Origin of the sequence: Bacillus sp. AFS053548, assembly GCF_002575105.1 — a bacterium.
Lineage (GTDB): Bacteria > Bacillota > Bacilli > Bacillales > Bacillaceae_G > Gottfriedia.
Genome location: NZ_NUHI01000008.1, coordinates 71,063 through 96,553, shown reverse-complemented (window position 1 = coordinate 96,553; position 25,491 = coordinate 71,063). Strand labels below are relative to the sequence as shown.

Here is a 25,491-nt window from a genome sequence, read left to right as displayed (position 1 = left end):
AGTTACATCATGCCCCTTTCTAACCTTGTCAAACTAGGTCTAAGATGAGTCAGAAATTGTATGCGATCGACAATGATTTGGCTATCTTCGTTTATATACGCGCATTCCATCTCATTGCCTTCATCACCATAATGATCCGGTGCTCTGTTCATTATGCTGCAAATTCTCAACTGCATTGGTCTCATTATTGATGCCGCAATAACTGCCTCCTTATTACCATTAAAACCGGCATGAGCAGTACCTCTTAGTGCACCCATAATAAAGATATTTCCACCCGCAATAACAGTTCCACCTGGGTTAACATCACCGATTAACAGTAAATCACCTTTCACTTGGAGAATCTGACCGGATCTTACCATTCTACAAATAGGTACAATTTCCTCCCTTTTCATCCATTCAATAGCTTCTTGCTTCGAAATCACATTACTTTCGATTGTTTCAACCACAAGATTATTCTTTTTACGAACAATTGAACGAATAATTTCATCTTGTTCGGGAGATAAAAAACGATTTCCTATTTTTAAACGAACTGCAAGTAAGGGACGATCATTGCTCTCAAACAAGTGGGTAGACAGTCTTTCTTCAATTTCATCTACTAAAATTTGAAAAGAACATGTATCATCGAGGTGCAGTGTTAGACCATCTTTCGTTCCTTTTATTGTAACATATTGTTGCCTCTGTTCCATGATAAGTGTTCACCCCGATTGTATAATTCGACATGCACCCGAAAAACCCTTTATTTTTCCTCATTATTTTCACTAATCGTTCTTAATAATGATGAGAAAGGATATGCAAAAATTAATATAAATAGTGCATTCAGTAATAATGTCGGAAATAATCGATGATTCAAAAAGTATGTATTATTCATATTAGTAAATCCGAATAACGCATTTAATCCGTATACTAAATATTCTAAGGCTGCTGTCCATATTAAAACAAGAATACTTCGAACGAATAAATTCGCGTAAAGTATTTTAATTGCTTGACTTATTAAAAAGATAAATAACGGAAATGCAGCTAAATATATACCTATAATTTCTGTATAAACAATATCATAAATGAATCCAAAGATAACACCATAAATAAGTGCCTTCTTCGGATTGTAATATAATGTAATAAATAATAAACCAAAAAATAAAAAATGCGGAACAATTATCGCGTTGTGACCAAGAATGTTTGGCGATACAGTTGATACATAAATATTTTCTAAAATAAACAGAAATGTTAAAAGGAGAGGTAAACCATACTTACTCATTTACTAATTACTCTCCTTTCTGTGGCTGATCAATTGAACGCTTAACAGCTAGTACATGATTTATGTCATTAAAATCTGCTTGCGGTTTAATATAAGCTGTTTGTGTTAGCCCATGTTCATCAGGAACAACTTCCTCAACTTTTCCTATCACTAGATTAGCTGGAAAAACACCACCAAGTCCTGAAGTCACAACTGTTTGTCCTTTTTTTACTTTTGCATTTGAAGGAATTCGTTTAAATAATAAAGCTTGTTTCTCAACATCATAACCTTCTATCAAACCAAAAACCGTATCTTTTTGTTGAATTTTAGCAGAAATTCGATTTGTACGATCTGAAGAACTTAATAATTGTACAGTTGATGAAAATTTAGAAACATTTTTAACTTTACCAATTAAGCCTTTAGAAGTGATAACTGCCATTTCTTTTTCAATTCCACTTATCGATCCTTTATCAATGGAAATGATTTGTTGCCATTTATCCGGATCTCTTATTGTAACTGTAGCTTGAAATGTATCATAATCACTTAAGCTTTTTTTGATTCCAATCATGTCTTTTAATTCTTTATTTTCTTTTTCTAATGCTTTCTCACGTACAGATAATTCAACATATTTATCGAGCTTACTTTTCAAAACTTGATTTTCATCATATGTATCTTTTAAGTCTGCCATATTATTAAATAAACCCGCAATAAGTTGTGCGGGCTTATTAAATACTTTTTCAGTCAAACTTACTGTATCTTTAATAAACTGCTCAGGAATTGAAAGGTTTCTATTACTTCTTAAAGAATAACCTAGTAGTGCCACTAGTAAGATAATAGCAGCTAAGACAATCATTAAACGTTTATTTTGAAAAAATTGTGGCATTCTTACACCCTCTTATAACAATTCAACTTTTTGTTCTAACGATTTCATGAATGTAATCCTCACTAATTGTAGTGAGGATTACAAATTTTAACTAATCTTCTTATTAAAGAACTTATTTAGTAGTCCATCCTTTTAGAAAACTAGCCAAATTTTTATATTACCAATCAACTTTTATCGATATGAAGTGCTTGAAGAAGAATAATTCTTTTTGAAAATATCGATATTATCTAATGCTTTACCTGTACCCATTGCAACACAGTCAAGAGGGTCTTCCGCAACTATAACAGGCATATTTGTTTCTTGAGCAATTACTTTATCAATATTACGAAGAAGTGCTCCACCACCAGTAAGAACGATTCCACGATCAATAATATCCGCTGCTAATTCAGGTGGCGTTTTCTCTAAAGTATTTTTAACAGATTCAACAATTGCTTCTACTGTGTCACTTAAAGCTACTGCAATTTCTTCTCCATGGATTGTAATTGTTTTAGGTAAACCTGAAATTAAATCACGACCACGAATATCCATTTGCTCATCTGAATCAGTTTTAATAGCTGAACCAATTTCAAGCTTTAACTGTTCGGCAGTCCGTTCACCAATTGATAAGTTATAGTTCTTTTTAATATATTGGATAATCGCTTCGTCCATATCATCACCAGCAGTACGAATCGATTGGCTAGTAACGATTCCACCTAATGAGATAATTGCAACCTCAGTTGTTCCTCCACCAATATCAACAACCATACTTCCAGTTGGTTCCATAACCGGTAAATTAGCACCAATTGCTGCAGCAAAAGGTTCTTCAATTAAGAATGCATCACGTGCACCAGCTTGTCTTGTTGCATCAATAACAGCTCTTTTTTCAACAGCAGTAATACCTGATGGCACACATACCATTACATAAGGTTTACGTGAGAAAAATCCGTTGCTCTTTTGAGCTTGATCAATATAGTGCTTCATCATTGTTGCTGTTGTTTCAAAGTCAGCAATAACTCCATCCTTCATTGGTCTAGTCGCAACAACGTTTCCTGGAGTACGACCAATCATAAGTTTTGCTGAACTCCCTACAGCAACAATTTGTTTCGTATCTGTTTTTAAAGCCACAACAGAAGGTTCTCTAACTACTATTCCTTTTCCTTTTACAAAGACTAAAGTATTCGCAGTACCTAAGTCTATTCCTAAATCACGAGTAAATCCACCTAATCCAAACATATGTATCTTCCTTTCTAAAACGTACAACTTAAATTCATATTTAAAGTATCTATACTATATTCTCTTATCGTTAGTAAATAAAAGGTTTTTATCCATAACTTACATTATAAAACAATTAGCTACTAATGAACACCCTTAAACGTAACCTTTTTCTTTTAAACTGACATACTTATGTTCACCAATTATGATATGGTCTAGTAATTCAATTCCAATTATTTTTCCACATTCAACTAATCGTTTTGTTACTTCGATATCTTCTCGACTTGGAGTTGGATCCCCACTTGGATGATTGTGTAAACAAATAATCGAGCTTGCAGATCTACGAAAAGCTTCTTTAAAAACTTCACGAGGATGGACGATCGAAGCATTTAAACTACCTTTAAAAATAGTTTCGCGGGCAATAACTTGATTTTTCGTATTTAAGTATAAACATACAAAATGCTCTTGTTCAAGAAATCGCATTTCATCCATCATAAATTCAGCACAATCATCTGGACTTTTAATCATAAATCTTTCGTCATATTGAAGACGGTTAATCCTTTTTCCTAACTCAAAGGTAGCAATTAACTGTACAGCTTTCGCTTCACCGATCCCTTTAATATTTGATATTTCTTCAACAGACGCATTCATTAATAATCTTAGCCCATCAAATTTCAATAAAAGTTCGTTTGAAACTTTTAAAACCGATTCATTTTTTGTCCCAGTCCTTAATAAAATCGCAAGTAAATCCTGGTTAGATAAACTACTGGGACCAAATTTTAACAATCGCTCTCTTGGCCTTTCATCTTTCGGAAAATCTTTAATGAGAAGCGAATTTGACAAAGTATCACCTCAAATCAAAAGTTAAAAATTTAGTTCTCTTAGTTTTTTCTTAACTTTATTGATCGGAAGTCCAACAACTGAATAGTAGTCGCCGTCTATTTTCTCTACAAATGTTCCGCCATATCCTTGTATGCCGTAAGAACCAGCTTTATCCATCGGTTCTTTAGTATTGATATAATCAATTATTTCTTGATCACTTAGTTCACAAAAGGTAATTTTTGTACACTGATAAAAGCTACTACTTTTACCTTCATTAATAATTGAAACTCCAGTAAAAACCTCGTGTGTTTTTCCAGATAGCATTTTTAACATTGCAAATGCATCTTCTTTTGAGGTAGGCTTACCTAGTTTTTTATCATTATAAGTAACGATCGTATCAGCACCGATTACTACTGCATTTGGAAATTTATTAGATACATCTATAGCTTTTTCTTCCGCCAATTTCATTACAATCTCAGAAGACTGCAAGTTCTGCTCCATTACTTCTTCAACATCACTAGTTTCAATGATAAAAGGGATATTTAACATGCTAAGAAGTTCTTTTCTTCGAGGAGATCCAGAGGCTAATATAAGTTTTTTCATTTCATTCACCTATTATTTTTTTTAAAAAGGAAGGATACATAACTATCCTACCCAAGTAATCACTATAACACAAATTAGTAAAAAACACTTTTCGTTGTCTATTCGTTATTAAAATGTAATAAAAATGAAAGTTTTGTTAAGTATTAAAATACCCTAATAATAAAATTTCATTTTAAAATATTTTATGTCTAAATCCAGTCTTTTCATAATAAAATTTGCTTAAAATTTGAATAGATATAAATTACAATAAGAAGTTTTTAATGATAAATATTAATTTCTTTCATTCATTTTGTAATAAAAAATACACTAACAAAAATAATTTGTCAGTGCATTCTCGCTGTTAAAAAATAATCTTATCAAATTTATTTTCAAATTTTCGTAAAGGAGTAGAGTGATGTTGATTTCCATTACGGGATGCTCGCTTTCCATGGGGCGAGATTCTTTAGCCTTCCCGCTTATCCCATAGGAGTCGAGCACCCCTCCATTCTAATCAACTATTTCATCAAAAAAGTCTGCAATAAAAACCTAATCAAATATCCTTTACTTAGATTAAGATAACAGTTGTTTAATAAACCGTTTGTAGTCAATTAATAACTAACATTAATTTATAAACTAATAAATCGAATTTATTTTTTTAAAATTAGCGCATAATATTTTTAACTTCTGAAAATAAACATTACTAGTGTTGTTGGAATAAAAGAATAAATCATCAAAAAATGATTATTTAACCATAATAAATGTTCACTTAAAGTACGTTTTCCCTATTGATCGTTTTAAAATTCAACAAACTGAAATACACTAACAAAGTTTAATTTGTTAGTGTATTTTTTTGTTCTTTTAATATTTTAAATAAGGATAACATGTCATATTGGACAGATTGGGTTACTTTATTTAGATTTTGCTTATTACTTGAGGACATAACTTTTTCGATGTTTTGTAAATGCTTAAGTCCATTTAGTAATTGCTTATTTTTAATATAATCTTTTTGCTTACTCAAAATTAACATCGTTGAGCTTATTTGTTCAAGCTGTTTTTCATTATTAAAGTTTTGATCTGTTAAATACGATAACATAAAATTAAATGTTTCCACTTCAGCTTTATACATATCTACTGATTGTTTTGGGCCTTTGTAAACTTGACCACCAATTGTTTCTTCTTTTAAATAAGTACTTTTTAATTTTTTCTTAACTTCATCTGCTAGAAACGTGCTATCTTTCCCACTTAAAGCAATAACGACGAAAAAATTATTATTTTTTTCATAAATGACAGGGGTAAAGCCATTTGTAGATACTTCTTTTTCATTTTTCTTCGCTGATTCCATACTTTTATACATTCCAACTTGTGCGAGATCAAACTTCACTGCTGGAATCTTCATTTGTACTTGATTACTTGCCGTACCAGAAACCGATACACTATTTTTAGTTGGGTTAAGTGCCTCTGGCTTTGATTGTTTAAATATCCCTAAAAATACAAACCCAAAACATAATCCTATTAAACTTGCACCTATAATAGAAATAATAATACTTTTCGAAGGTGACTTCTTTGTGAAAAAAGTAATCTTCTTTTTCTCCTTCACCTTTTGCTCTGGCTTAATCTTTTTCTTCTTTTTAACATCATCTAACACGATTACTTTTTTCCCTAACCCATCAGGAGTAGGTAAAACCCATCCAAATTCCCCGTTCTTCTCCTCTTTCTGATCCTGGGAAGTCACGGCACCTTCTTCAAACGCTTTTTCCTCGCCATTAATTTTAATTGATATCTTTGAGGACTTGTCCATATGAATCCTCCTATTACTTTATTTTAAAACGTAAAAAAATACTAACATATAATTCCAGAAAAACACGCCGACATTTGTCGAGGACAAACAGGTATCGTGCAACAAAAAATTACAAAAACTTGCCCATTTTTTATCTACATAAATAAATAACCACCGTAGGATTACCGGTGGTTATTTGCTATACATTGCCACTTTATTTCTTCCAGCATTTTTTGCTTTTGAATACATAGCTCTGTCTGCACATCGAATTAAGTCTGACGGTTCTCTCGCCACAAATGGTGCAACTGCTGCACCTATACTTGCTGTTACTGTTAATTTAATCTGTTGATCTTCGTTAGTCATATGATTTGTTATGTAAAATGGAATAGTTTCGAGCGATTTTCTAATTTCTTCTGCTAAATCATATGTTTCTCTTTCACTATGATCTACAAGAAGTACTGAAAATTCTTCTCCACCAAAGCGAGCAACTAAACCACTTTGTTTCACTACCATTTTAATCCGTCTTGTAACTTCAATTAATACTTCATTACCTGCTTGATGTCCGTATTGGTCATTCACTCTTTTAAAATAATCTAAATCAATTAGAAGTAATGAAATCGACTTTATCTTGAACGTTTTCAACCGTTCAAATTCATCTTTAATTTTAGATTCGAGATATTCAAAATTATATAAACCTGTTAAAGAATCAGTTTCACTTTTGATTTTTGTCTGTAAGTAAAACCTTGCATTTTCAACGGCAATTGCGAGGTATAAAGCAAGTATTTCGATTAGAACTACTTGGTATTTTTTAAAAGCATTTTTTTGTTCTGATGCAATAGTGAGTACACCAACTACTTCTTTATTTTTTATAATTGGGATAGATAATAAACTTTCTGCTTCTAAAAATTTCAAATGATCATTGGTGTACCATTGTGATCGTCTGTTAAAACAATATCTTCTTTTTTCAAAAAAAACTTTTTTAGATATTGAACCTTCCAGCGTATCAAAGTAAGGACAACTAAATATTTTTTCATCACATTTATTTTGAAAATATCTTTTTAATTTAAGGGATTGATCTTCTACTATAAATAAATTTCCATATGAAACTGGAATTAAAGTAGTTAGTTGTTCAAAAAACTCATCGATTACTTTCTCTTCTTCCATTCTTTGTGACAATTTTTGACTTATTTTCATCGTTTTTTTTAAATATTTGTTCATATTTAAAGCAGAGGATAAAGAGTTTAAAATAATCATTAAAATAATATAGTAAATAGTTATGTAAATTATCGTAATATATCCTTTTGTCTCTAACATTAAATAAAGACTTATTCCGATTGGATACATTAATAGATAAATAAACAAATCCCACTTAAATTCCCTATTAATCAATTTCATTTCTCTTTTATACAAATAAATCGTAATAAAATAAATAACGATTTGATTAATCCCAAAAGATGCAAGTGTGTAAATGAGGATTGGAATTAAGCTATTCAATATTTCTTTAGTTCCAATAGGTTCAATCTTTCCCCCAACTAAATAATAAAGTAGCGCACTTCCAATAGAACATAATGAAAACATTAACGAATTAAGCGGCATTCGGTAGAGAGTATTTTTTGTAATACTTAATCTTATATACAGAATCGAATAGGCTAATTGACTTATTAAAAGTTCTGCTACTAAACCATAAGATAAAAAAACCAATATTGAGATTCCGAAAATAAAAGAAAATGTAGCATCATTAATTTTAATCGGCATATTCGCTACAATTAGAAATAACGCGATTATAATCAAAAAATTTGAACGGTCTATATGTCTAAGAGGGCTAACCATATTAGCATAATAAAATATGATAGGCATTAGAATAATCCATGCGACCCAAATCAACCTATTACTATGCTTACTAATCAAGATTATGGGCCCTCCTTTACAATTCTAAGCGAATTTTTTTAGCAAATATCTTCTCACTACTGAAATAAAATATAAAGAACCGGTTATTAACAATATCTCGTTTTCCTGTATATCCTTTATATTCTTATCTATTGCAATAGATAAATCACTTTCAAATTTTATATTAAGTGTATTAGCATTCGAAATTAATTCGTCTTTATTCATCGCTCTAGGAAAATCAAAAGTTGTCATTACAATATTATTTGTTATTTCTCGTAATTCTTTTAACATCTCTCGGGCATTTTTATCTTTTAAGGCAGAGAACAGAATCTTTATTTCCTTATCAAGAAAACGGTTATTCATCGTCTCCACTAAACTTTTAATTCCTTCAACATTATGTGCGCCATCAATATAAATAACAGGATTAGAAGCTATTAGTTCTAATCTACCTGCTTTTTGAGCTATTTTTAATCCTCTTTTGATATGATCTTCACTTATATTCATTCCATATTTATTTTGTAATAAATGAACAACACAGATTGCGCAAGAAGCATTCCTAATTTGATGATGCCCAAGCATTGATAACTCAATGTTTTCAATTACCCTGTCATTGCCTTCGTAATTAAATTTCTCATAAAGTGAATCTTTCAAAGGAAAAGCAAAAAAATGCTTATCATATTCAAAATAATCAGCTTCATTTTTGATTGCAGCATTTTGAATAATTGTTAAAGCTTTTTCTTTCAATTCTGCTGTAACAATTGGAATTCCTTTTTTAATAATCCCTGCCTTATGCTTAGTGATTTCTTCTATTGTTTCACCAAGAATTTGTTGATGATCATGGCCAATACTCGTAATAATACTAATTAGAGGTGTCATTACATTAGTGCAATCCTCTAACCCACCTAAACCAGCTTCTACCAAAAATATATCATGTTCTTTTATTTTACCGAAAAAGTAAAAAGCCATTGCTGTGATGATTTCAAATTCAGTTGGAGCACCACAAGGTAACTGTTCAACTTCTTCAACAACTGGAATCATACAGTTTACTAGTTGAATAAATTCTTGTTCACTGATCATTTCACCGCAGAACATAATTTGTTCACGATAATCTAATATATATGGTGATGTAAAAGTTCCTACAGTATACCTGGCATCTAATAAAATACTTTGAAGAAAAGTAATAGTAGAGCCTTTTCCATTCGTTCCTGCGACATGAATTGCTTTGACACTTAGCTGAGGATTTCCTAATCTAACTAGCATTTCTTCCATTCTTTGTAGGCCAGGTACAATGCCAAATTTTGTTCTGTTATACATCCATTTCAGTGCTTCCTCATATGTATTAACCATCTTAACCCTACCTTTATAGTAAAAAACGACGAATCATTAACTCAATTCGTCGTTTTTATTTTATTAACTTTTATTGCAGATCGCTTACTTAAACTACTTATTTACTTAGTTCTGCAATTCGAGCTCTTACAGATTCTTGTTTTTCAAGATAATCTTTTTCTTTACGACGCTCTTCTTCAATAACTGCTGCAGGAGCTTTCGCTACAAATCCTTGGTTGCTTAATTTCTTTTGAACTCGTTCAACTTCACTAGACCATTTTTCTAATTCTTTCTCTAAACGTTTTTTCTCTTCTTCAAGATTAATTAAGCCTTCTAGAGGAAGATAAAGCTCAGCCCCACTAATAACTGCTGACATAGATTTTTCTGGTGCGGTTAAGTTAGTAGAAATTGTTAATTCTTCTGGATTACAGAAGCGCTCAATATATGAACGATTTTCTTCTAATGCAGCTGCAATCGTTTCATCCTTTGCAGAGATCATTAGTTGAACTTTTTTGCTCATTGGTGTGTTTACTTCTGCACGAATATTACGAACTGAACGAATTAACTCAACTAATATTTTCATCGTTTCAGAAGCTTCTTTATTTGTTAATTCTTCTCTAACTGTTGGCCAAGCAGAAACTGTAATAGACTCACCTTGGTGTGGTAGAGATTGCCAAATTTCTTCAGTAACGAAAGGCATAAATGGATGTAAAAGCTTCATTGTACTTTCTAATACGTGTGCAAGAACTGAACGAGTCATATTTTTTGCATCTTCATTGTCACCGTATAAAGGAATCTTTGCCATTTCAATATACCAATCACAAACATCGTCCCAAATGAAGTTATAAAGTACACGGCCAACTTCACCAAATTCATAACGATCGATTAAAGCTGTTACACTTTCAATCGTTTCATTTAAACGAGTTAAAATCCATTCATCAGCAACAGACTTTTCTTTCGTTAAATCAATATTTTCATATGTGAAGCCTTCCATATTCATTAAAGCAAAACGTGATGCATTCCAAATTTTGTTTACAAAGTTCCAAGTAGCTTCAACTTTCTCAATACTGAAACGTAAATCTTGGCCTGGTGAACTTCCTGTTGTTAAGAAGTAACGTAATGAATCTGCTCCATATTTCTCAATAACATCCATTGGGTCAACACCGTTACCAAGTGACTTACTCATTTTACGTCCTTGCTCGTCACGTACTAAGCCATGAATTAAAACATCGTTAAATGGACGTTTACCAGTAAATTCGATTCCTTGGAAAATCATTCGTGATACCCAGAAGAAAATAATATCATAACCCGTTACTAATACATTCGTTGGGAAGTAAGCTTGGAAATCCTTACTTTCTTCATTTGGCCAACCTAAAGTTGAGAATGGCCATAATGCTGAACTGAACCAAGTATCTAAAACATCGTTATCTTGATTCCAATTTTCAATATCAGCTGGTGGCTCTTGATTTACATAAATCTCACCAGTTTCTTTATGATACCAAGCTGGAATACGATGTCCCCACCATAATTGGCGTGAAATACACCAGTCGCGGATATTTTCCATCCAACGTAGATACGTTTTTTCAAAACGATCCGGTACAAATTTTACGCTATCATCAGAATTTTGTAATGCTACTGCAGCATCAGCTAGTGGTTGCATTTTAACAAACCATTGAGTTGATAAATATGGCTCAACAACCGCTCCGCTACGTTCACTATGACCTACAGAATGCATATGTTCTTCGATTTCAACAAGAACACCCATTTCTTGTAAATCTTTAACGATTTGTTTACGGCATTCAAAGCGATCCATACCATTGTATTTTCCTGCTTTTTCATTCATCGTACCATCTTCATTCATTACAAGAATGCGAGGTAAGTCATGACGGTTTCCAACTTCAAAATCATTAGGGTCATGGGCAGGAGTAATTTTTACAACTCCAGTACCAAATTCCATATCAACATAATCGTCAGCAATAATTGGAATTTCACGATTAACGATAGGAAGTGTAACTGTTTTACCAACCATTGATTTATATCTTTCGTCTTCTGGGTGAACTGCAATTGCAGTATCCCCAAGCATTGTTTCAGGACGAGTAGTTGCAATTTGAATGTTTCCAGTTCCGTCTGTTAAAGGATATTGCATATGGTAGAATGCACCTTGAACATCCTTATAAATAACTTCGATATCTGATAAAGCTGTTTTTGTTGCTGGATCCCAGTTGATGATATATTCACCACGATAGATTAATCCTTTGTTGTATAGCTTAACGAATACTTCTTTTACTGCATCAGATAGACCCTCATCTAATGTGAATCGTTCACGAGTGTAATCTAAACCTAAACCGATTTTTTCCCATTGAGAACGAATGTGAGAAGCATATTCTTCTTTCCACTCCCAAGCTTTTTCTAGGAATTTCTCACGTCCTAAATCATATCTTGATAAGCCTTCTTCTCGTAATTTCGCTTCAACCTTTGCCTGTGTAGCAATACCAGCATGGTCCATACCAGGTAAATAAAGTACATCATAACCTTGCATTCTTTTAGTACGAGTTAAGATATCTTGTAAAGTTGTATCCCAAGCATGACCTAAGTGTAATTTTCCAGTTACGTTTGGTGGAGGAATTACGATTGTATATTTCGGCTTTTCTGATTCCACTTGTGCTTCAAAGAATTTCCCATCTAACCAAAATTGGTAACGATCTTTTTCAACTAAATTCGGATCATATTTTGTTGGTAATGATTTTTTTGTAATTTCCATTCGGATTCATCTCCTCAAATAATTATTGAAAAATAAAAAAACTCCACTCATCCTTGAAAAGGACGAATGGAGTTGAATTCGCGGTACCACCTTTTTTTGTCAGAAAAAACTTGTGTTTAACTGACACACTTAAAAAAGATAACGGATCATCCGTTAACTTCTAATCACCAAAAGCTTTCGAAGTCACTGCTCAAGGGCGACATTCCAACTCTATTTTCTAGAAACCTCCCACCAAATGGTTTCCTCTCTGAAGAACTAGTTCGTTGTACTCTTCCCTATCATTGCATTTCATTATGAATATATGTAATAGTCTACAAAATTTACTTAAGCTTAGTCAACATTATTTCTAATTTCTTTCTAGATTATTCAATAAGTGTCAATATAGTACCACATTTTTTAATACATAAAAAAAATACGAAAAATAATTGTAATGATTATTTAACATTCTGATATACTAGTACTTATTTAATTATGCGATAATTATATAGTATGTAGATATAATTTTTAGGGGGATATTCATGGGTTTATTTAAAAATACATTAGCTCGTGTTCTCGGAATAGGTGGAACGAGAATCGATACAAAGCTTGAAAAAACAGAATATCAAGCTGGTGAACGAGTAAAAGGTGAATTATATATAAAAGGTGGTCGAGTTAAACAAGAACTAGATTCCGTCTTTTTACATGTAATGACCGAATATCAAGTTGAATCAAATGATAAGATTATTAATAAGAATGGTACTTTACAAAAATTTATCGTATCAGTTGATCGTATAATAAATGCTAATGAAGAAGTTGTTATTCCTTTCTTTTTCACCTTATCTGAAAATACACCAGTATCACTTCACAAATCCCATATTTGGATTAAAACTCATTTAGAAATAGAAAAAGCTGTTGACCAATATGATGCTGATGGAGTTCAAGTAGTTCCTTCAGTTGGCTTAAAAACGGTAATCCAGTCACTTCAAGAAGAAGGATTTGTATTAAGAGATAGTGAAAACAAAAAGAAATATGGAAAAATTATTCAAGAATTTGAATTTTACCCAATGAATGGCGAATTTCGTGGAAAATTAGAGGAGATTGAAGTTAACTATTTAAGCTTTGACAAAACAGTCGACTTAATCCTTCAACTTAATCAAAAACAAAAAGAAACAACTAGTAAGTTTTCTAAGTTATTTGGAACTGATGAAAATAATGTTCGAATCTCTTTTTCAAAGGATCATATTACGGACAAGGATTTTGTACGAAAAAGTGTAGTAAATGCAATTAAACGTCATGTAAAATAATAAACATAAAAAACATCTATCCATGTTGCTAACATTAATGCAGTGTTACATTTTTCGGATAGATGTTTTTTCTTTCTTAATTATGCAGTTTGAACTTATAAACCATCTATAGATTTCTCCGCTTCAATATCCTCTTGTATTTTAGAGACAAAATATTCAATATTAATCATATGCCAGTATGCATTTAATAAATCTCTTACATTGTCTTTTTCATTATTAACCCCGGATCGCTTTAAATATTTAGAAATTTTGGAAGAAAATTGCGTTGGATATGCCATATAGCTTAAAAATAACATTCTTTCCTCTTCTCTTAATGAAAAATTCTTTTCATACATTTTAAGCCAATTATTACGATCAGATTGCTGAATAGGATATGTCTTAAAAGAATTCTTATAATAGTTCGTTAAATCTTGAATTGGTGTAGTTTCTTGTGCATTTTCTAGATTGATAAAGACACCTTCACCTCTTTTATTTACAAGAAAGTGAGAAATAGATAAATTTCCATGGTTCATGACAACTCTAGTATTTTCAGTTTCCTTCATTTTTTTAAACCATTCATCTAACTGTCCCTTAGCAAATTGATGTGCACTTAATATTTTATGAAAATACGTACAATAGCTTAGTTCATAAGGTGACATATACCAATTATCTTCCGCAGCCTCAATGAAATTTTCCAATACATCTTTATCTTTACTCCATCTTTTTGTTAACGTATCATAATGGATTTGTAATTGATCTTTATCTACCTTTTTTTCTTTTTGTGTACTGTTGTGCATCTTACCTAGTGAAGTAAACATTCGTTGAAAATGTAAGTTCTCATCTGACTTTTCATCAACACTTTCAATCCACGGCATTAAATAGTAATGCTTCGTATTAAATTCAACAATATAATCTCCGCTCTGGGTATGATAAATTGGTACAACATTCCGAAAGCCTTTATCTTGTAAAGAACGAACATTATCAATCAAATTATTTCTATAAACTCGATTCACATTTGCCTCTTTTAGTGCGAATACACCTTGATTCGTATAGATCTTAACTACTTTACCAACAGTTTCAAAATAATTTGGTACAATATGATACTGTGCTAAAATGACGCTTATTTCATCTTTAGGTTTTCTATACAAGATGCGTCACTCTCACTTTCTAAATGCGTAAAAGCCTTGCATTAGTAGACAAGTGTCTTAACTAATACAAAGCTCTCACCATATTGTTATTGTTTTATAGCAGTTACAGGTATATAAATGATTTGCCCTTCCGATAAAAATTCATCATTCAAGTTATTAACACGATTCAACTGCTGAGTTTGTAGGTTATATTTTTTAGCTACAGATTCAATTGTATCTCCATTTTGAGCTAAATATAATTTTAATTTAGTATAAGAATCTTCTCTTCCTTCGCCAGTAAACAAACTTGAAAGTAGATTGTCACTTTTAACGCTTCTTGCTTCGCTTACTTCTTCTTTAACTTCCTTGTTTACAACTGGTTCAGCTTTTATTTCTACTTTTGGTAATTCAGGTGGTGCTTCTTGCTGCTCCACTTGAGCTTGATAATAATCCGCATAATAAGGTGGTGTTTGACGTGCATCATTTGGATTCTCGAAATTATTTTCTTGATTTACTTGAGGGAATGGATTTTGATAGAATTGCTGCTGCTGATTTTGACTATATGCAAATGGTGCTTGTTGATATTGTTGGTTAACATATGGTTGATAGTTTTGCTCTAAAGTTCGATTATATAGTTCTTCATATTTTTCTATTTCTTTTTGTGCATTGTTTTCATTATTAGCATTTTGCAAAGTGCTAAAATCATTATCTAAGAAGCTAGGTCTACTATTTAATGAATTGTTTAAATAACTGTGTACATTAAAATCATTATTCAAGAAACTAGGTCGCTCATTATACGTATTATTTTCATTGTTAGATACCTGTGCATCATTTTCACTTTGACTAGCTTCTACATCATCATTATTTATTAAGAAGCTCGGGGGTGTATCCACTGCTTGTGGTTCCATTGCTTGTGGTTCCATTGCTTGCGGCTCCATTGCTTCAGCTGATATATTAAAGCCCCTAAATACTTCTTCATATTCTTCTTCCTCTTGAGCCTCTGATTGTTCTTCTAACTGCTCTGATTGCTCTGACTGGGCCATAATTTCAACATTAGAATCTTCTTCTACTTGTTGTTCCTCTTCGTAACTTTGTTCGTTGCTTTCTTCTAACTCATAATAATGCTCCACTTCATTTTCATTTTCAACTGCTTCGACTCGATCTTCCACTACTTCTTCAGGCTGAAAAACCTCTAAGTAAGTAGGTTGCCCAGGATAAGTGTCTTGTTCTTCTTGCTCATCATTCTCTTCAAGTGATTGAATCCAATCACTGCCGTAAAGATTATCTTGTTCACTTGTTTCCTGTTCCGAAGCTGGTTGATGAAAGAACTGGAATTGTTCTTCTTGTTCTCTTTCTTCTTGATACTCATATCCTGCATTTCCTTCATTATTTGAGCGATATTCATTTTCGAATGGGTAACTATTATATTGCTCATACCCTCTTTGTTCTTGATAAGTTTCTACTGCTCTATTATGGTCATGTAGACCAGAAATACATAAATCAGCAGCAATTTGAATACTACCTTTTTCAGCTAATTGATAATCAAATGTCTCTACGGAAACAAAAAGATTTTCAAGATCAGTAATCCTAGTTAATGGTATTGAAATATCTACAGGGAACTGATGATTCATTTCACAACTTCCATCTTCAAGAACGATTACATTTTCAATCATTCTTGAAGGTGCTAATTCTCTTAATGAGTAATAATCACCTTGATTCGATAAATCAGGTGTGTAATTACCTTCTAAGGTTAAGACACCCTTCACTTGAACATATTCTTCAAATTGCTGTATAGTAATGTCTGGATTTAACGAGAGTGACCTTACCTCTTTAACTTCCTGTCCTTTTTGGAACCAGACAGTTTCTTTCAATGAAAAGCGAATATTTGTTTGATTTTCTGAAGACACCTTAATGTCCTCCTCTCATCGCCTAATTTGGTCTATAACATTACATTTTTATGAAAGAAACGAAAAATTTATGAAGAAAAGATTGTTTTTTTATATTAAGAAAGGTTTAATAATCGCAGGATTAAAGAAAAACAGTGATAAGGGAATAGAAAAAAGATAAATCAAAAGTGGCATTTAGGAAGTATTGGACGAATAGTATCAGAAAAAACTGAAGAAAAAAATGGGCAACTATGTCGTTGAAATTATTTACTAATTAGTAGTTGGAGAACTTGAGGGTCTTTTTCATTCGCTCGATCATATATATTAGTTTTTTCTTCGATATTGAATTGTTTAGTACAATATTTAACAATATCTATAGGTTTCTATTCGAAAATATCTACTTTTGTATAGTTTTTTTGGTCACTATACCTTAACTGGTATGGGTAATTTTAAATGTTAATTGCGATTCTTGGGATTTTAATTGCAGCTTTGCTAATAATATTTGCGATTCTCTGTTTTTATTTGCGATTATGCCATTTTTAATTGCGATTTCCTGATTTTATTTGCAGTTTACTTTTTTTGTAGTTTCTCCTTATCTATTTTTGCATAGATTGGCATCTTATTTGCAATTCTCCTCTAACTGTATTTGCAGCTTGAACTTCTCTATTTTTCTCTACAATCGATCTACTGAAGCTTTACCAACTCTTTTTCTAAACAAAAAATGGTGCCCTAAAAATAGGACACCACCTTAAAATTAAGCTAATTGCGAAAATGCGTATTCAGCAGCTGCAATCGTTTTTTGAATATCTTCGTCTGTATGTGAAGTTGATAGGAATAGACCCTCAAATTGTGATGGTGGTAAGAAAACACCTTGTTCAGCCATTAGTTGATAGTATTTCGCAAACATTTCTAGATTAGAAGTTTTTGCTGCTTCGTAATTTTCAACTTTTTCGTTTGTAAAGAAGAATCCGACCATTGAACCTGCACGATTAATACAATGTGGAATATTGTATTTTTCAGCTGCAGCTTTATAACCAGCTTCTAGTAAATCAGCTTTACGGTTAAATTCTACATAATCTTCTTTAGATAGCTGACTTAATGTTTCGTAACCAGCCGTCATCGCTAAAGGATTTCCTGAAAGAGTTCCAGCTTGATAAATTGGGCCACTTGGAGCAATTTGATTCATGATTTCAGCTTTACCACCATATGCACCTACTGGTAAACCTCCACCGATAACTTTTCCTAAGCAAGTGATATCAGGTGTTACACCAAAATGACCTTGAGCACAATTATATCCTACACGGAAGCCAGTCATAACTTCATCAAAAATCAATAATGTACTATATTGAGTCGTAATTTCTCTTAAGCCTTCTAAGAAACCTTCAACTGGTGGAACAACACCCATATTACCTGCAACCGGCTCAACAATAACCGCTGCTAGGTCATCTCCATATTGTTCAAAAGCATATCTTATACTTTCTAAATCATTATAAGGAACAGTGATTGTATTTGATGCAACACCTTCAGGTACACCAGGGCTATCTGGTAATCCAAGTGTAGCTACACCAGAACCTGCTTTAATTAATAAAGAATCACCATGTCCGTGGTAGCATCCTTCAAATTTTAAGATTTTGTTTCGACCAGTAAATCCGCGAGCAAGACGTAAAGCACTCATTGTCGCTTCTGTTCCTGAGTTAACCATTCGAACAACTTCAATCGAAGGCACTCTTTCGATAACAAGTTTAGCTAATTCTGTTTCTTTTAGTGTTGGTGCCCCAAAGCTAGTTCCAGTTTCTGCTGTTCGCTTTAAGCCTTCAACTACACGCTCATTTGAGTGACCTAAAATTAGAGGCCCCCATGATAGTACATAATCAATATACTCATTTCCGTCAATATCATATATTTTAGAACCTTTTCCATGACTCATAAAAATTGGTGACATATTAACACTTTTAAAAGCACGTACCGGACTATTCACTCCACCAGGAAGTACTTGTTTTGCCTCTTCAAAAGCTTCAATTGACTTGTTATATGATCTCATTTATTATTACTTCCCTTCTGATAACCATCTGCAAGCATCTTTAGCATGATAAGTCATAATCATATCTGCACCAGCACGTTTCATACTAATTAATTTTTCCATTACAACCTTTTCTTCTTCAATCCAACCATTCAATGCAGCAGCTTTAACCATTGCATATTCTCCACTAACATTATAAGCAACAATTGGTTGGTGATAGTTATTTCTGATATCACGAATGATATCTAAATATGAAAGAGCTGGTTTAATGATTAAGAAATCTGCACCTTCAACTGTATCTGATTCTGCTTCACGGAATGCTTCTAAACGATTTGCAGGGTCCATTTGATATGCCTTACGATCACCTTGTCCTGGAGCACTTTGAGCTGCCTCACGGAATGGTCCATAAAATGCTGAAGCATATTTTACTGCGTATGACATAATTGGAATATTATCAAATCCAGCTTCATCTAACGCATGACGAATTGTTGCTACGAATCCATCCATCATATTTGAAGGAGCAATAATATCTGCGCCAGCCTGTGCTTGGCTTACTGCTGTTTTTGCTAATAGTATTAACGATTCATCGTTATTAACATACCCATCTTCTAAAACTCCACAATGTCCATGATCCGTATACTCACATAAACATGTATCTGCAATAACAATCATTTCAGGATATTGTTCTTTCGTTTGTGAAATCGCACGTTGAACGATTCCAGTTGCACAGTACGCTTCAGAACCAACTGCGTCTTTTACATCAGGAATACCAAAGAATATGACAGATTTTATACCTAATGATACAATTTCATCCATTTCTTTTTTTAATTCATCTAACGAAAATTGAAATACACCTGGCATTGAACTAATAGGATTTTTTACTCCTTGTCCTTCAACAACAAAAAGAGGATAAATAAAATCTTCTTTATGTAAATGAGTCTCTCTAACCATAGAGCGTAATGCTTGTGTACTTCTTAAACGACGGTGACGATCAAACGGAATAGAATAAGTCATTTTTTTCTCCTTCTTTTTAAAGACGATCTGATTAATCCACATCATCTACTATTTTTTTAATTAAAGCCTCTGTTGTAAATTTACTAGGAACAATAATATTATTCAAACCTTTTTCTCTAGCTTTTTGTGCGGTAACTTCACCAATACAAGCAATTTGAATGTTTTTTAAATCTTCCAAACTAATTGCATTTCCAATCAAATAACAAAACTGTTCTACACTAAATGGATTCAAAAATGAAATCACATCTAGCTTATTATTTATTAATAAATTTAACAGTTCATCTTTAATACCTAGATTTGCAATGGTCTCATAAACAGTTAATAAGTTAACTATATGACCATTTTCTCCTAGTATTTTTGGTACGTTATCACTCGCTAAAGAGCCACGTAAAAATAAAAATTTTGTTCCTTTTTCTACTATGTAACTTAACTCAGAAGCAAATGTTTTACCAGTAAATTGACTTGGAAGGAAAGCTACTTCAAATCCTTCTTCAATTAATCGGTTCTTTGTTTTTTCTCCGACAGCACCAATTTTTTTTTGAAGAATTTTTTGTTTAAGATCCTTTGTAATACTTTGCACAAAGTAATTTACTGAATTAACACTTGTGAATAAAATCCATTCTGAATCAAGAACTAATTTTCCCAATTCATTAATTGAAATATCACTTTTAACTATTTTTTGAAGTGGAAGATTAATAGGACATCCACCAAACTGATGAATTAATTGATTGAATTCATCAGCTTGTTGCTCTGCCCTTGTCACTAATATTTTCATTCCATTTAAGGAATTATTCATCCGCAGCCTCTTTTACAGAATCAATAATATCCTTTGCTCCACGTTCAATTAATAGATTTGCAGCTTTTTCACCAATTTCAGTTGGATCAGTACCTTTAACAGTTTCTTTTAAGATGATTGTTCCATCTGGTTTAGCTACTAATGCAGTTAACGAGATTTCATCTTTGTCATCGATTGTTGCAAATCCAGCAATAGGAACTTGGCAACCACCTTCCATTTTATGAAGAAATACACGTTCTGCTTCTACAGTTGTATATGTTAATTCATCATTCAGTCTATTTAGTAATTCACGGATTTCAGTATCATTTTCACGACATTCGATAGCAAGTGAACCTTGACCCACTGCTGGTACACAGATTGTTTCGTCAATGTATTCAGTTATACTTTCTTCAGCCCAACCCATTCTTGTTAAACCAGCTGCTGCAAGAATAATCGCATCGTATTCATTATCCTTAAGCTTTTGAATACGTGTATCGATATTTCCACGAATCCATTTGATTTGTAGATCAGGACGAACTGCTTTAATTTGAGCACTTCTTCTTAAACTACTTGTACCGACAATTGAACCTTCTTCAAGTTCCATTAAACCTTTTCCACTATTTGAAAGTAGTGCATCTCTAGGATCAACTCGTTTTGGAGTACATCCAATCATTAAACCTTCAGGTAAAATAGCTGGCATATCCTTCATACTATGTACAGCTAAATCAATTTCACTCGTTAACATTGCATGTTCAATTTCTTTAACGAATAAACCTTTTCCTCCAACCTTTGAAAGGGTTACATCAAGTATTACATCACCTTTTGTAACGATTTCCTTTAACTCAAATTCATAATCTGGAGCTACTTCTTTTAATTTCTCTACAAACCATTTCGTTTGTGTTAATGCTAGTTTACTTCTTCTTGTACCAACTATAATTTTACGCATTGTTACATCTCCTTACGTACTCCATAAATGAAACTTTGAATATAGATTTGAAACAACATAATTTCCGAACAAAACTAAGAAGCAACAGATGTTAAATATGCAAAGAGATTTGCCATAGAAACGGTTGCTTACCTTTAAATACATAAATGTACTATACATGATTAAAACGAAAAATGAGCCAATTACTTTCATATCATACCAAACAAATGTGTGTAATCTAATACTTGCCCAAATAACACCTAAAATAAGGGAAGTTAGCATTAGTGGAACTCCAAATAAGTTAAATGTAATAAACATTTTTTCCAACTTACCTAAACTCCCCAATTTCTTTAAATGTGTAGACCATTTCTTCTTTTTTAATAAAACATATTGAAAAATGTACATAACCGAAAAAATAAAGGACAGGGTAAATGCACCGTATGCTAAGAAAGCAAGTCCAATATGGATATATAATAACTCCGATTTTAACTGATCGACTAATGTAGCTGTTTTACCCGCCTTCGGAATTAAAATTGATAATGAAAATACTAAAAATGAAACAACATTTGTAAAGAAAACTAAGTACTCTAGTTTTACTACCCAATTAATAAACAATGATAGTGATATTATAATCCATACATAAATATATAGTCCTTCCCTGGAAGTAAAAAAGGAATATAAACTGTATTGGCTAATGGTGTAAATCATTAAAACAGAAGAAAACACCCAAACAATTGCTAGCAAATAAAATGCTACCCGACTTGCCATCCTATTTGTATCTATAAAATCTATAAAAGAAAAAACGATACTCCATGCAAACAATAAGATTAATAAGTGATAGATAAAACTACTTTCCAAAAGCGCCACTAGCTAAACCTCATAAAAAACCTAAGTTTTGTTTTAAAGAAATAGTCTCTTTTTCTTGATTAGTTTGCATGTGTTTTTCATCTTTAGATTCTTGTAAAATTTCATCTAGACTAAATATTTCTTTAAAAAGGGCAATTTGTGCTTCTGAGTGTTTAGATGTACCCATTTCTTTTGCTTTCATAATTGGATCTCGTAAAAGTTGATTTACGATACTTTTTGTGTGCTTTTGGATAATTTTTAAATCTCTTTCAGATAAATGAGGAAGTTTTCTTTCTAGACTACTCATTGTATCTGCTTGAATATCTAACGCCTTTTCACGTAATGCAGAGATTACAGGAACAACACCTAGCATTGATAACCAAGATTGAAAAATATCAATTTCTTCAGATATTGCCTTCTTAATTTTTACTGCCTCACGTTCACGTTCTGCTAAATTCTCTGCAACAATTCCTTGAAGATCATCAATATCATACAAGAATGCACTATCAATATGATGAATTGATGGTTCAATATCTCTTGGAACAGCGATATCAACTAAGAATAGTGGGTTACCTTTTCTTGATTTTTCAATTCGACGAATCATTTTTTCCGTAATCACGTATTCTTTTGATCCAGTTGAACTAATAACGATATCTGCTTCTTTTAAAGCATTTTCAAGTGATTCTAACCCTTTTCCGATTCCATTAAATTGGTCTGCAAGTCTAACAGCATTTTCAACAGTTCTGTTAATAACCGTAACTTTTCCTACACCTTGAGAATACAAGTTTTGTAAAGCTAAATTACTCATTTTTCCTGCTCCAACAATCAGTACATTGCAGCCTTTTAAATTGCTAAAAATCTTTTTTGATAACTCTACAGCAGCATAACTTACAGATACAGCATTTTCACCGATTCCAGTTTCTGAGTGAACTTTTTTTGCAAATGTAATTGCTTGCTTAAATAATTGATTAAAAATCGTACCAATTACCTGATTCTCTTGAGCAAGTAAATAACTATCTTTTACTTGTCCAAGAATCTGAGTCTCACCAATTACCATTGAATCTAAACCACTTGCTACAGTGAATAAATGATTAATTGCATCATTTCCAGTTTTAATGATTAAATATGGTGATAATTCCTCGTCTTTTAAGTCAAAACGTTGTAATAAAAAGCGTTTCATATAATATTGACCAGTATGAACTTGATCGACAACTGCATAAATCTCCGTACGATTACAAGTAGAAACAATAATGTTTTCCAAAATGCTTTTTTCTTTTTTTAATGAGTTCATTGCGTCCTGTAGTTCATTTGGAGCAAACGCTACCCTTTCTCGCACTTCAACTGGGGCAGTTTTATAATTAATCCCTATTGTAATGATGTGCATGCCCTAAAGCCCCCCTAAAAAACTTTGTACAAACTTGTGTTTTATATCTATCTTTGCTTAGCAAAATATCATATCTATGTTCTACTTCAATATGCTATCATAAATGTAATATTTTGTAGAATTTTTAATCCGATTTATACTAGTAAATGTACACAAATTTTATTATACAATAATTTTATAATAAAAGTGATTACAAATAATGTTAAACAGGAGTTGCTATGAAAAAAAATCGATTATTTATTGGAATCCTATTAATTGGCTTTGGCATTTATTATCTTATTTCAAAATGGCAAGTCCCAGCTTTACAAATTTTCACATTTTGGACGACTCCGATCATGATTACTGGTATTGCACTTCTCGTTCAAGCTTTTAAAGGAAGAGAAACTCATTATGTATTCCCAGGAATTGTCGTTCTTGGATTTGGAATTCATTTTTATGCCATCGAACATTTTCAAAATTGGCCAAACCATTGGTCCGTTCTTACACTCATCATTTCAATCGGAATGTTACTGCAATCTCAAAAAGGAAAAGGTGAGCTATTACCTGGTTTACTATTATTTATTATGTCTTTATTTTTCCTTTTTAATGAAAAGCTTGCAACAATGCTTAGTTCGCTCCAATCACAGGTCTCTTATTTCCAGAACTATTGGCCAATATTGATTGCTGTTATCGGTTTATATCTTCTATTTTCTAAAAAATAAACATACTTTTTTATACATTACTAGCAGTTTTAAAAGGAGGAACATCTTTGTTATACTTCCTTACACTATGGAAAAAATTTGTATCATTTAATTATGTTTCAATTCTAATTCTATCTATTCTAATTGTTTCTTTTGGTTCAATAACTATACATATTTTAGAACCACAAACCTTTCCAACTTTGTTTGATGGTTTGTGGTGGACAATGACTACCTTGACGACAGTAGGCTACGGAGATTTCTTTCCAAGAACTGTTGCAGGAAAATGCTTAGGAATGTTTTTATTTATATTTGGGGTCGGTATTATAGGCTTACTAGTATCTAAAACTGTTGATTCCTTTTCAAAATATCATCGTTTAAAGTTGGAGGGAAGAATTGTGTATAAGGATCATGATCACTTTATCTATATTGGTTGGTCTAAAAAAACAAGAGATGCTATTGAGGAACTATTCGATTCTTCACCGAATGCAAAAATTGTATTAATTGAAAATCTAGAAACATCACCTTACGAGCATCCCCAAGTTCATTTTATCCAAGGAGACCCTTCAATCGAAAGCACTTTACTAAACGCAAATATATTTGGGGCAAAACGGGTATGTATATTTGCAGATTCTACAATAGAAGATAGTGTTTTAAAAGACGGAAAAACTCTATTAATCGCTTCTGCAGTCGAATCACTATCAACTATGAAAAAAATGCCTATTCATACAATTGTTGAAATATCGAAAGAAAGCCATATTGTTAATTTTAAGCATGTAAATGTCGATGATTTTGTATTATCATATGAATCTGTTTCGCGTCTAATCGCTAAGACAACTTTACACCCTGGAACTTCAACAATATTTAGACACTTTTTAAATACAAAGTTTGATGGAAGCAATATACACGTAATAAAGCCTAATAAAGAATGGAAAACTTATGAAGATGCCTTTCTACAATTATTTGAAAAAGGAGCTACTTTGTTAGCGATAAATGAACAATTAAATATTCCAAAGCTAAAAGAGTATAAATTAAATTCTACAGATCGTTTATATATTTATTGTGAAGAGGATTTATTAAAAGCAATAGTAAAATAGGATTGAGCAGTGTTA

21 protein-coding genes and 1 other annotated feature are annotated in these 25,491 nt (G+C 32.1%); of the genes, 3 read left to right on the top strand and 18 right to left on the bottom strand.

Features of this window, described 5'->3' with window-relative positions:
* Positions 1-2: 2 nt before the first annotated feature.
* From minC to CN946_RS05315, 10 genes are all read right to left on the bottom strand, one after another.
* Positions 3-689: a septum site-determining protein MinC gene (gene minC / locus CN946_RS05360; RefSeq protein WP_088014420.1), complete on the bottom strand. Its 687-nt coding sequence runs from the start codon at positions 687-689 to the stop codon at positions 3-5.
* A gap of 47 nt (positions 690-736) precedes the next feature.
* Entirely contained in the window at positions 737-1,255 is a 519-nt protein-coding gene (mreD, locus tag CN946_RS05355) for a rod shape-determining protein MreD (protein WP_098426875.1), read from the bottom strand.
* Positions 1,256-1,262: 7 nt separating this feature from the next.
* Positions 1,263-2,117 (bottom strand): rod shape-determining protein MreC, encoded by an 855-nt coding sequence (mreC, locus tag CN946_RS05350; protein WP_098426876.1) that lies wholly within the window; start codon positions 2,115-2,117, stop codon positions 1,263-1,265.
* A gap of 171 nt (positions 2,118-2,288) precedes the next feature.
* Complete coding sequence (locus CN946_RS05345; RefSeq protein WP_098232706.1) at positions 2,289-3,329, bottom strand: rod shape-determining protein; 1,041 nt, start codon at positions 3,327-3,329, stop codon at positions 2,289-2,291.
* A 135-nt stretch (positions 3,330-3,464) separates the two neighbouring features.
* The gene (radC, locus tag CN946_RS05340; protein WP_098426877.1) at positions 3,465-4,151 is read right to left on the bottom strand and encodes a RadC family protein; all 687 of its coding nucleotides are present in this window, start codon (positions 4,149-4,151) and stop codon (positions 3,465-3,467) included.
* A 21-nt stretch (positions 4,152-4,172) separates the two neighbouring features.
* On the bottom strand, positions 4,173-4,733 hold the full coding sequence (locus tag CN946_RS05335; RefSeq protein WP_098860207.1) for a Maf family protein: 561 nt from the start codon (positions 4,731-4,733) through the stop codon (positions 4,173-4,175).
* Between the two features lie 808 nt (positions 4,734-5,541).
* On the bottom strand, positions 5,542-6,510 hold the full coding sequence (locus CN946_RS05330; RefSeq protein ID WP_098860206.1) for a hypothetical protein: 969 nt from the start codon (positions 6,508-6,510) through the stop codon (positions 5,542-5,544).
* A gap of 171 nt (positions 6,511-6,681) precedes the next feature.
* Positions 6,682-8,397, bottom strand: coding sequence for a sensor domain-containing diguanylate cyclase (locus tag CN946_RS05325; RefSeq protein WP_098860205.1), 1,716 nt, complete (start codon positions 8,395-8,397; stop codon positions 6,682-6,684).
* Between the two features lie 24 nt (positions 8,398-8,421).
* The gene (locus CN946_RS05320) at positions 8,422-9,723 is read right to left on the bottom strand and encodes a bifunctional folylpolyglutamate synthase/dihydrofolate synthase (RefSeq protein ID WP_098860204.1); all 1,302 of its coding nucleotides are present in this window, start codon (positions 9,721-9,723) and stop codon (positions 8,422-8,424) included.
* Between the two features lie 97 nt (positions 9,724-9,820).
* On the bottom strand, positions 9,821-12,463 hold the full coding sequence (locus CN946_RS05315) for a valine--tRNA ligase (RefSeq protein WP_098860203.1): 2,643 nt from the start codon (positions 12,461-12,463) through the stop codon (positions 9,821-9,823).
* 55 nt (positions 12,464-12,518) lie between these two features.
* Positions 12,519-12,754, bottom strand: a binding site (T-box leader).
* Positions 12,755-12,981: 227 nt separating this feature from the next.
* Here CN946_RS05315 and CN946_RS05310 point away from each other — a divergent pair.
* On the top strand, positions 12,982-13,746 hold the full coding sequence (locus tag CN946_RS05310; RefSeq protein ID WP_098860202.1) for a sporulation protein: 765 nt from the start codon (positions 12,982-12,984) through the stop codon (positions 13,744-13,746).
* A 95-nt stretch (positions 13,747-13,841) separates the two neighbouring features.
* Here the strand turns inward: CN946_RS05310 and ysxE are convergent, their stop codons facing one another.
* The 8 genes from ysxE to hemA form a co-directional block, all read right to left on the bottom strand.
* Entirely contained in the window at positions 13,842-14,873 is a 1,032-nt protein-coding gene (gene ysxE / locus CN946_RS05305; RefSeq protein ID WP_176547215.1) for a spore coat protein YsxE, read from the bottom strand.
* 86 nt (positions 14,874-14,959) lie between these two features.
* Positions 14,960-16,759 (bottom strand): stage VI sporulation protein D, encoded by a 1,800-nt coding sequence (gene spoVID / locus CN946_RS05300; RefSeq protein WP_098860200.1) that lies wholly within the window; start codon positions 16,757-16,759, stop codon positions 14,960-14,962.
* A gap of 733 nt (positions 16,760-17,492) precedes the next feature.
* On the bottom strand, positions 17,493-18,779 hold the full coding sequence (hemL, locus tag CN946_RS05295) for a glutamate-1-semialdehyde 2,1-aminomutase (protein WP_098860199.1): 1,287 nt from the start codon (positions 18,777-18,779) through the stop codon (positions 17,493-17,495).
* Positions 18,780-18,785: 6 nt separating this feature from the next.
* Entirely contained in the window at positions 18,786-19,772 is a 987-nt protein-coding gene (gene hemB / locus CN946_RS05290; RefSeq protein ID WP_097978417.1) for a porphobilinogen synthase, read from the bottom strand.
* Positions 19,773-19,803: 31 nt separating this feature from the next.
* Positions 19,804-20,568 carry a uroporphyrinogen-III synthase gene (locus CN946_RS05285; RefSeq protein WP_098860198.1) on the bottom strand — a complete coding sequence of 255 codons (765 nt, stop codon included), beginning with the start codon at positions 20,566-20,568 and terminating at the stop codon, positions 19,804-19,806.
* Positions 20,561-21,493 (bottom strand): hydroxymethylbilane synthase, encoded by a 933-nt coding sequence (hemC, locus tag CN946_RS05280; RefSeq protein ID WP_097978415.1) that lies wholly within the window; start codon positions 21,491-21,493, stop codon positions 20,561-20,563. The genes CN946_RS05285 and hemC overlap by 8 nt, the downstream gene beginning before the upstream one ends.
* A gap of 12 nt (positions 21,494-21,505) precedes the next feature.
* Positions 21,506-22,339, bottom strand: coding sequence for a cytochrome c biogenesis protein CcsA (ccsA, locus tag CN946_RS05275; RefSeq protein WP_098231856.1), 834 nt, complete (start codon positions 22,337-22,339; stop codon positions 21,506-21,508).
* 10 nt (positions 22,340-22,349) lie between these two features.
* Entirely contained in the window at positions 22,350-23,702 is a 1,353-nt protein-coding gene (gene hemA / locus CN946_RS05270; protein ID WP_098860197.1) for a glutamyl-tRNA reductase, read from the bottom strand.
* Positions 23,703-23,920: 218 nt separating this feature from the next.
* Here hemA and CN946_RS05265 point away from each other — a divergent pair, with 218 nt between their 5' ends.
* Both CN946_RS05265 and CN946_RS05260 read left to right on the top strand, forming a co-directional pair.
* Positions 23,921-24,403 (top strand): hypothetical protein, encoded by a 483-nt coding sequence (locus CN946_RS05265; RefSeq protein ID WP_098860196.1) that lies wholly within the window; start codon positions 23,921-23,923, stop codon positions 24,401-24,403.
* Positions 24,404-24,450: 47 nt separating this feature from the next.
* Positions 24,451-25,476, top strand: a complete 1,026-nt coding sequence (locus CN946_RS05260) for an ion channel (RefSeq protein WP_098860195.1) — start codon at positions 24,451-24,453, stop codon at positions 25,474-25,476.
* Positions 25,477-25,491: the final 15 nt, after the last annotated feature.

Excerpts from the sequence above, each read along its gene's own strand:
- mreD (WP_098426875.1), bottom strand. The coding sequence starts at position 1,255 with ATGAGTAAGTATGGTTTACCTCTCCTTTTAACATTTCTGTTTATTTTA.
- mreC (WP_098426876.1), bottom strand. The coding sequence starts at position 2,117 with ATGCCACAATTTTTTCAAAATAAACGTTTAATGATTGTCTTAGCTGCT.
- CN946_RS05345 (WP_098232706.1), bottom strand. The coding sequence starts at position 3,329 with ATGTTTGGATTAGGTGGATTTACTCGTGATTTAGGAATAGACTTAGGT.
- CN946_RS05335 (WP_098860207.1), bottom strand. The coding sequence starts at position 4,733 with ATGAAAAAACTTATATTAGCCTCTGGATCTCCTCGAAGAAAAGAACTT.
- CN946_RS05330 (WP_098860206.1), bottom strand. The coding sequence starts at position 6,510 with ATGGACAAGTCCTCAAAGATATCAATTAAAATTAATGGCGAGGAAAAA.
- CN946_RS05320 (WP_098860204.1), bottom strand. The coding sequence starts at position 9,723 with ATGGTTAATACATATGAGGAAGCACTGAAATGGATGTATAACAGAACA.
- CN946_RS05315 (WP_098860203.1), bottom strand. The coding sequence starts at position 12,463 with ATGGAAATTACAAAAAAATCATTACCAACAAAATATGATCCGAATTTA.
- CN946_RS05310 (WP_098860202.1), top strand. The coding sequence starts at position 12,982 with ATGGGTTTATTTAAAAATACATTAGCTCGTGTTCTCGGAATAGGTGGA.
- hemL (WP_098860199.1), bottom strand. The coding sequence starts at position 18,779 with ATGAGATCATATAACAAGTCAATTGAAGCTTTTGAAGAGGCAAAACAA.
- hemB (WP_097978417.1), bottom strand. The coding sequence starts at position 19,772 with ATGACTTATTCTATTCCGTTTGATCGTCACCGTCGTTTAAGAAGTACA.
- CN946_RS05285 (WP_098860198.1), bottom strand. The coding sequence starts at position 20,568 with ATGAATAATTCCTTAAATGGAATGAAAATATTAGTGACAAGGGCAGAG.
- hemC (WP_097978415.1), bottom strand. The coding sequence starts at position 21,493 with ATGCGTAAAATTATAGTTGGTACAAGAAGAAGTAAACTAGCATTAACA.
- hemA (WP_098860197.1), bottom strand. The coding sequence starts at position 23,702 with ATGCACATCATTACAATAGGGATTAATTATAAAACTGCCCCAGTTGAA.
- CN946_RS05265 (WP_098860196.1), top strand. The coding sequence starts at position 23,921 with ATGAAAAAAAATCGATTATTTATTGGAATCCTATTAATTGGCTTTGGC.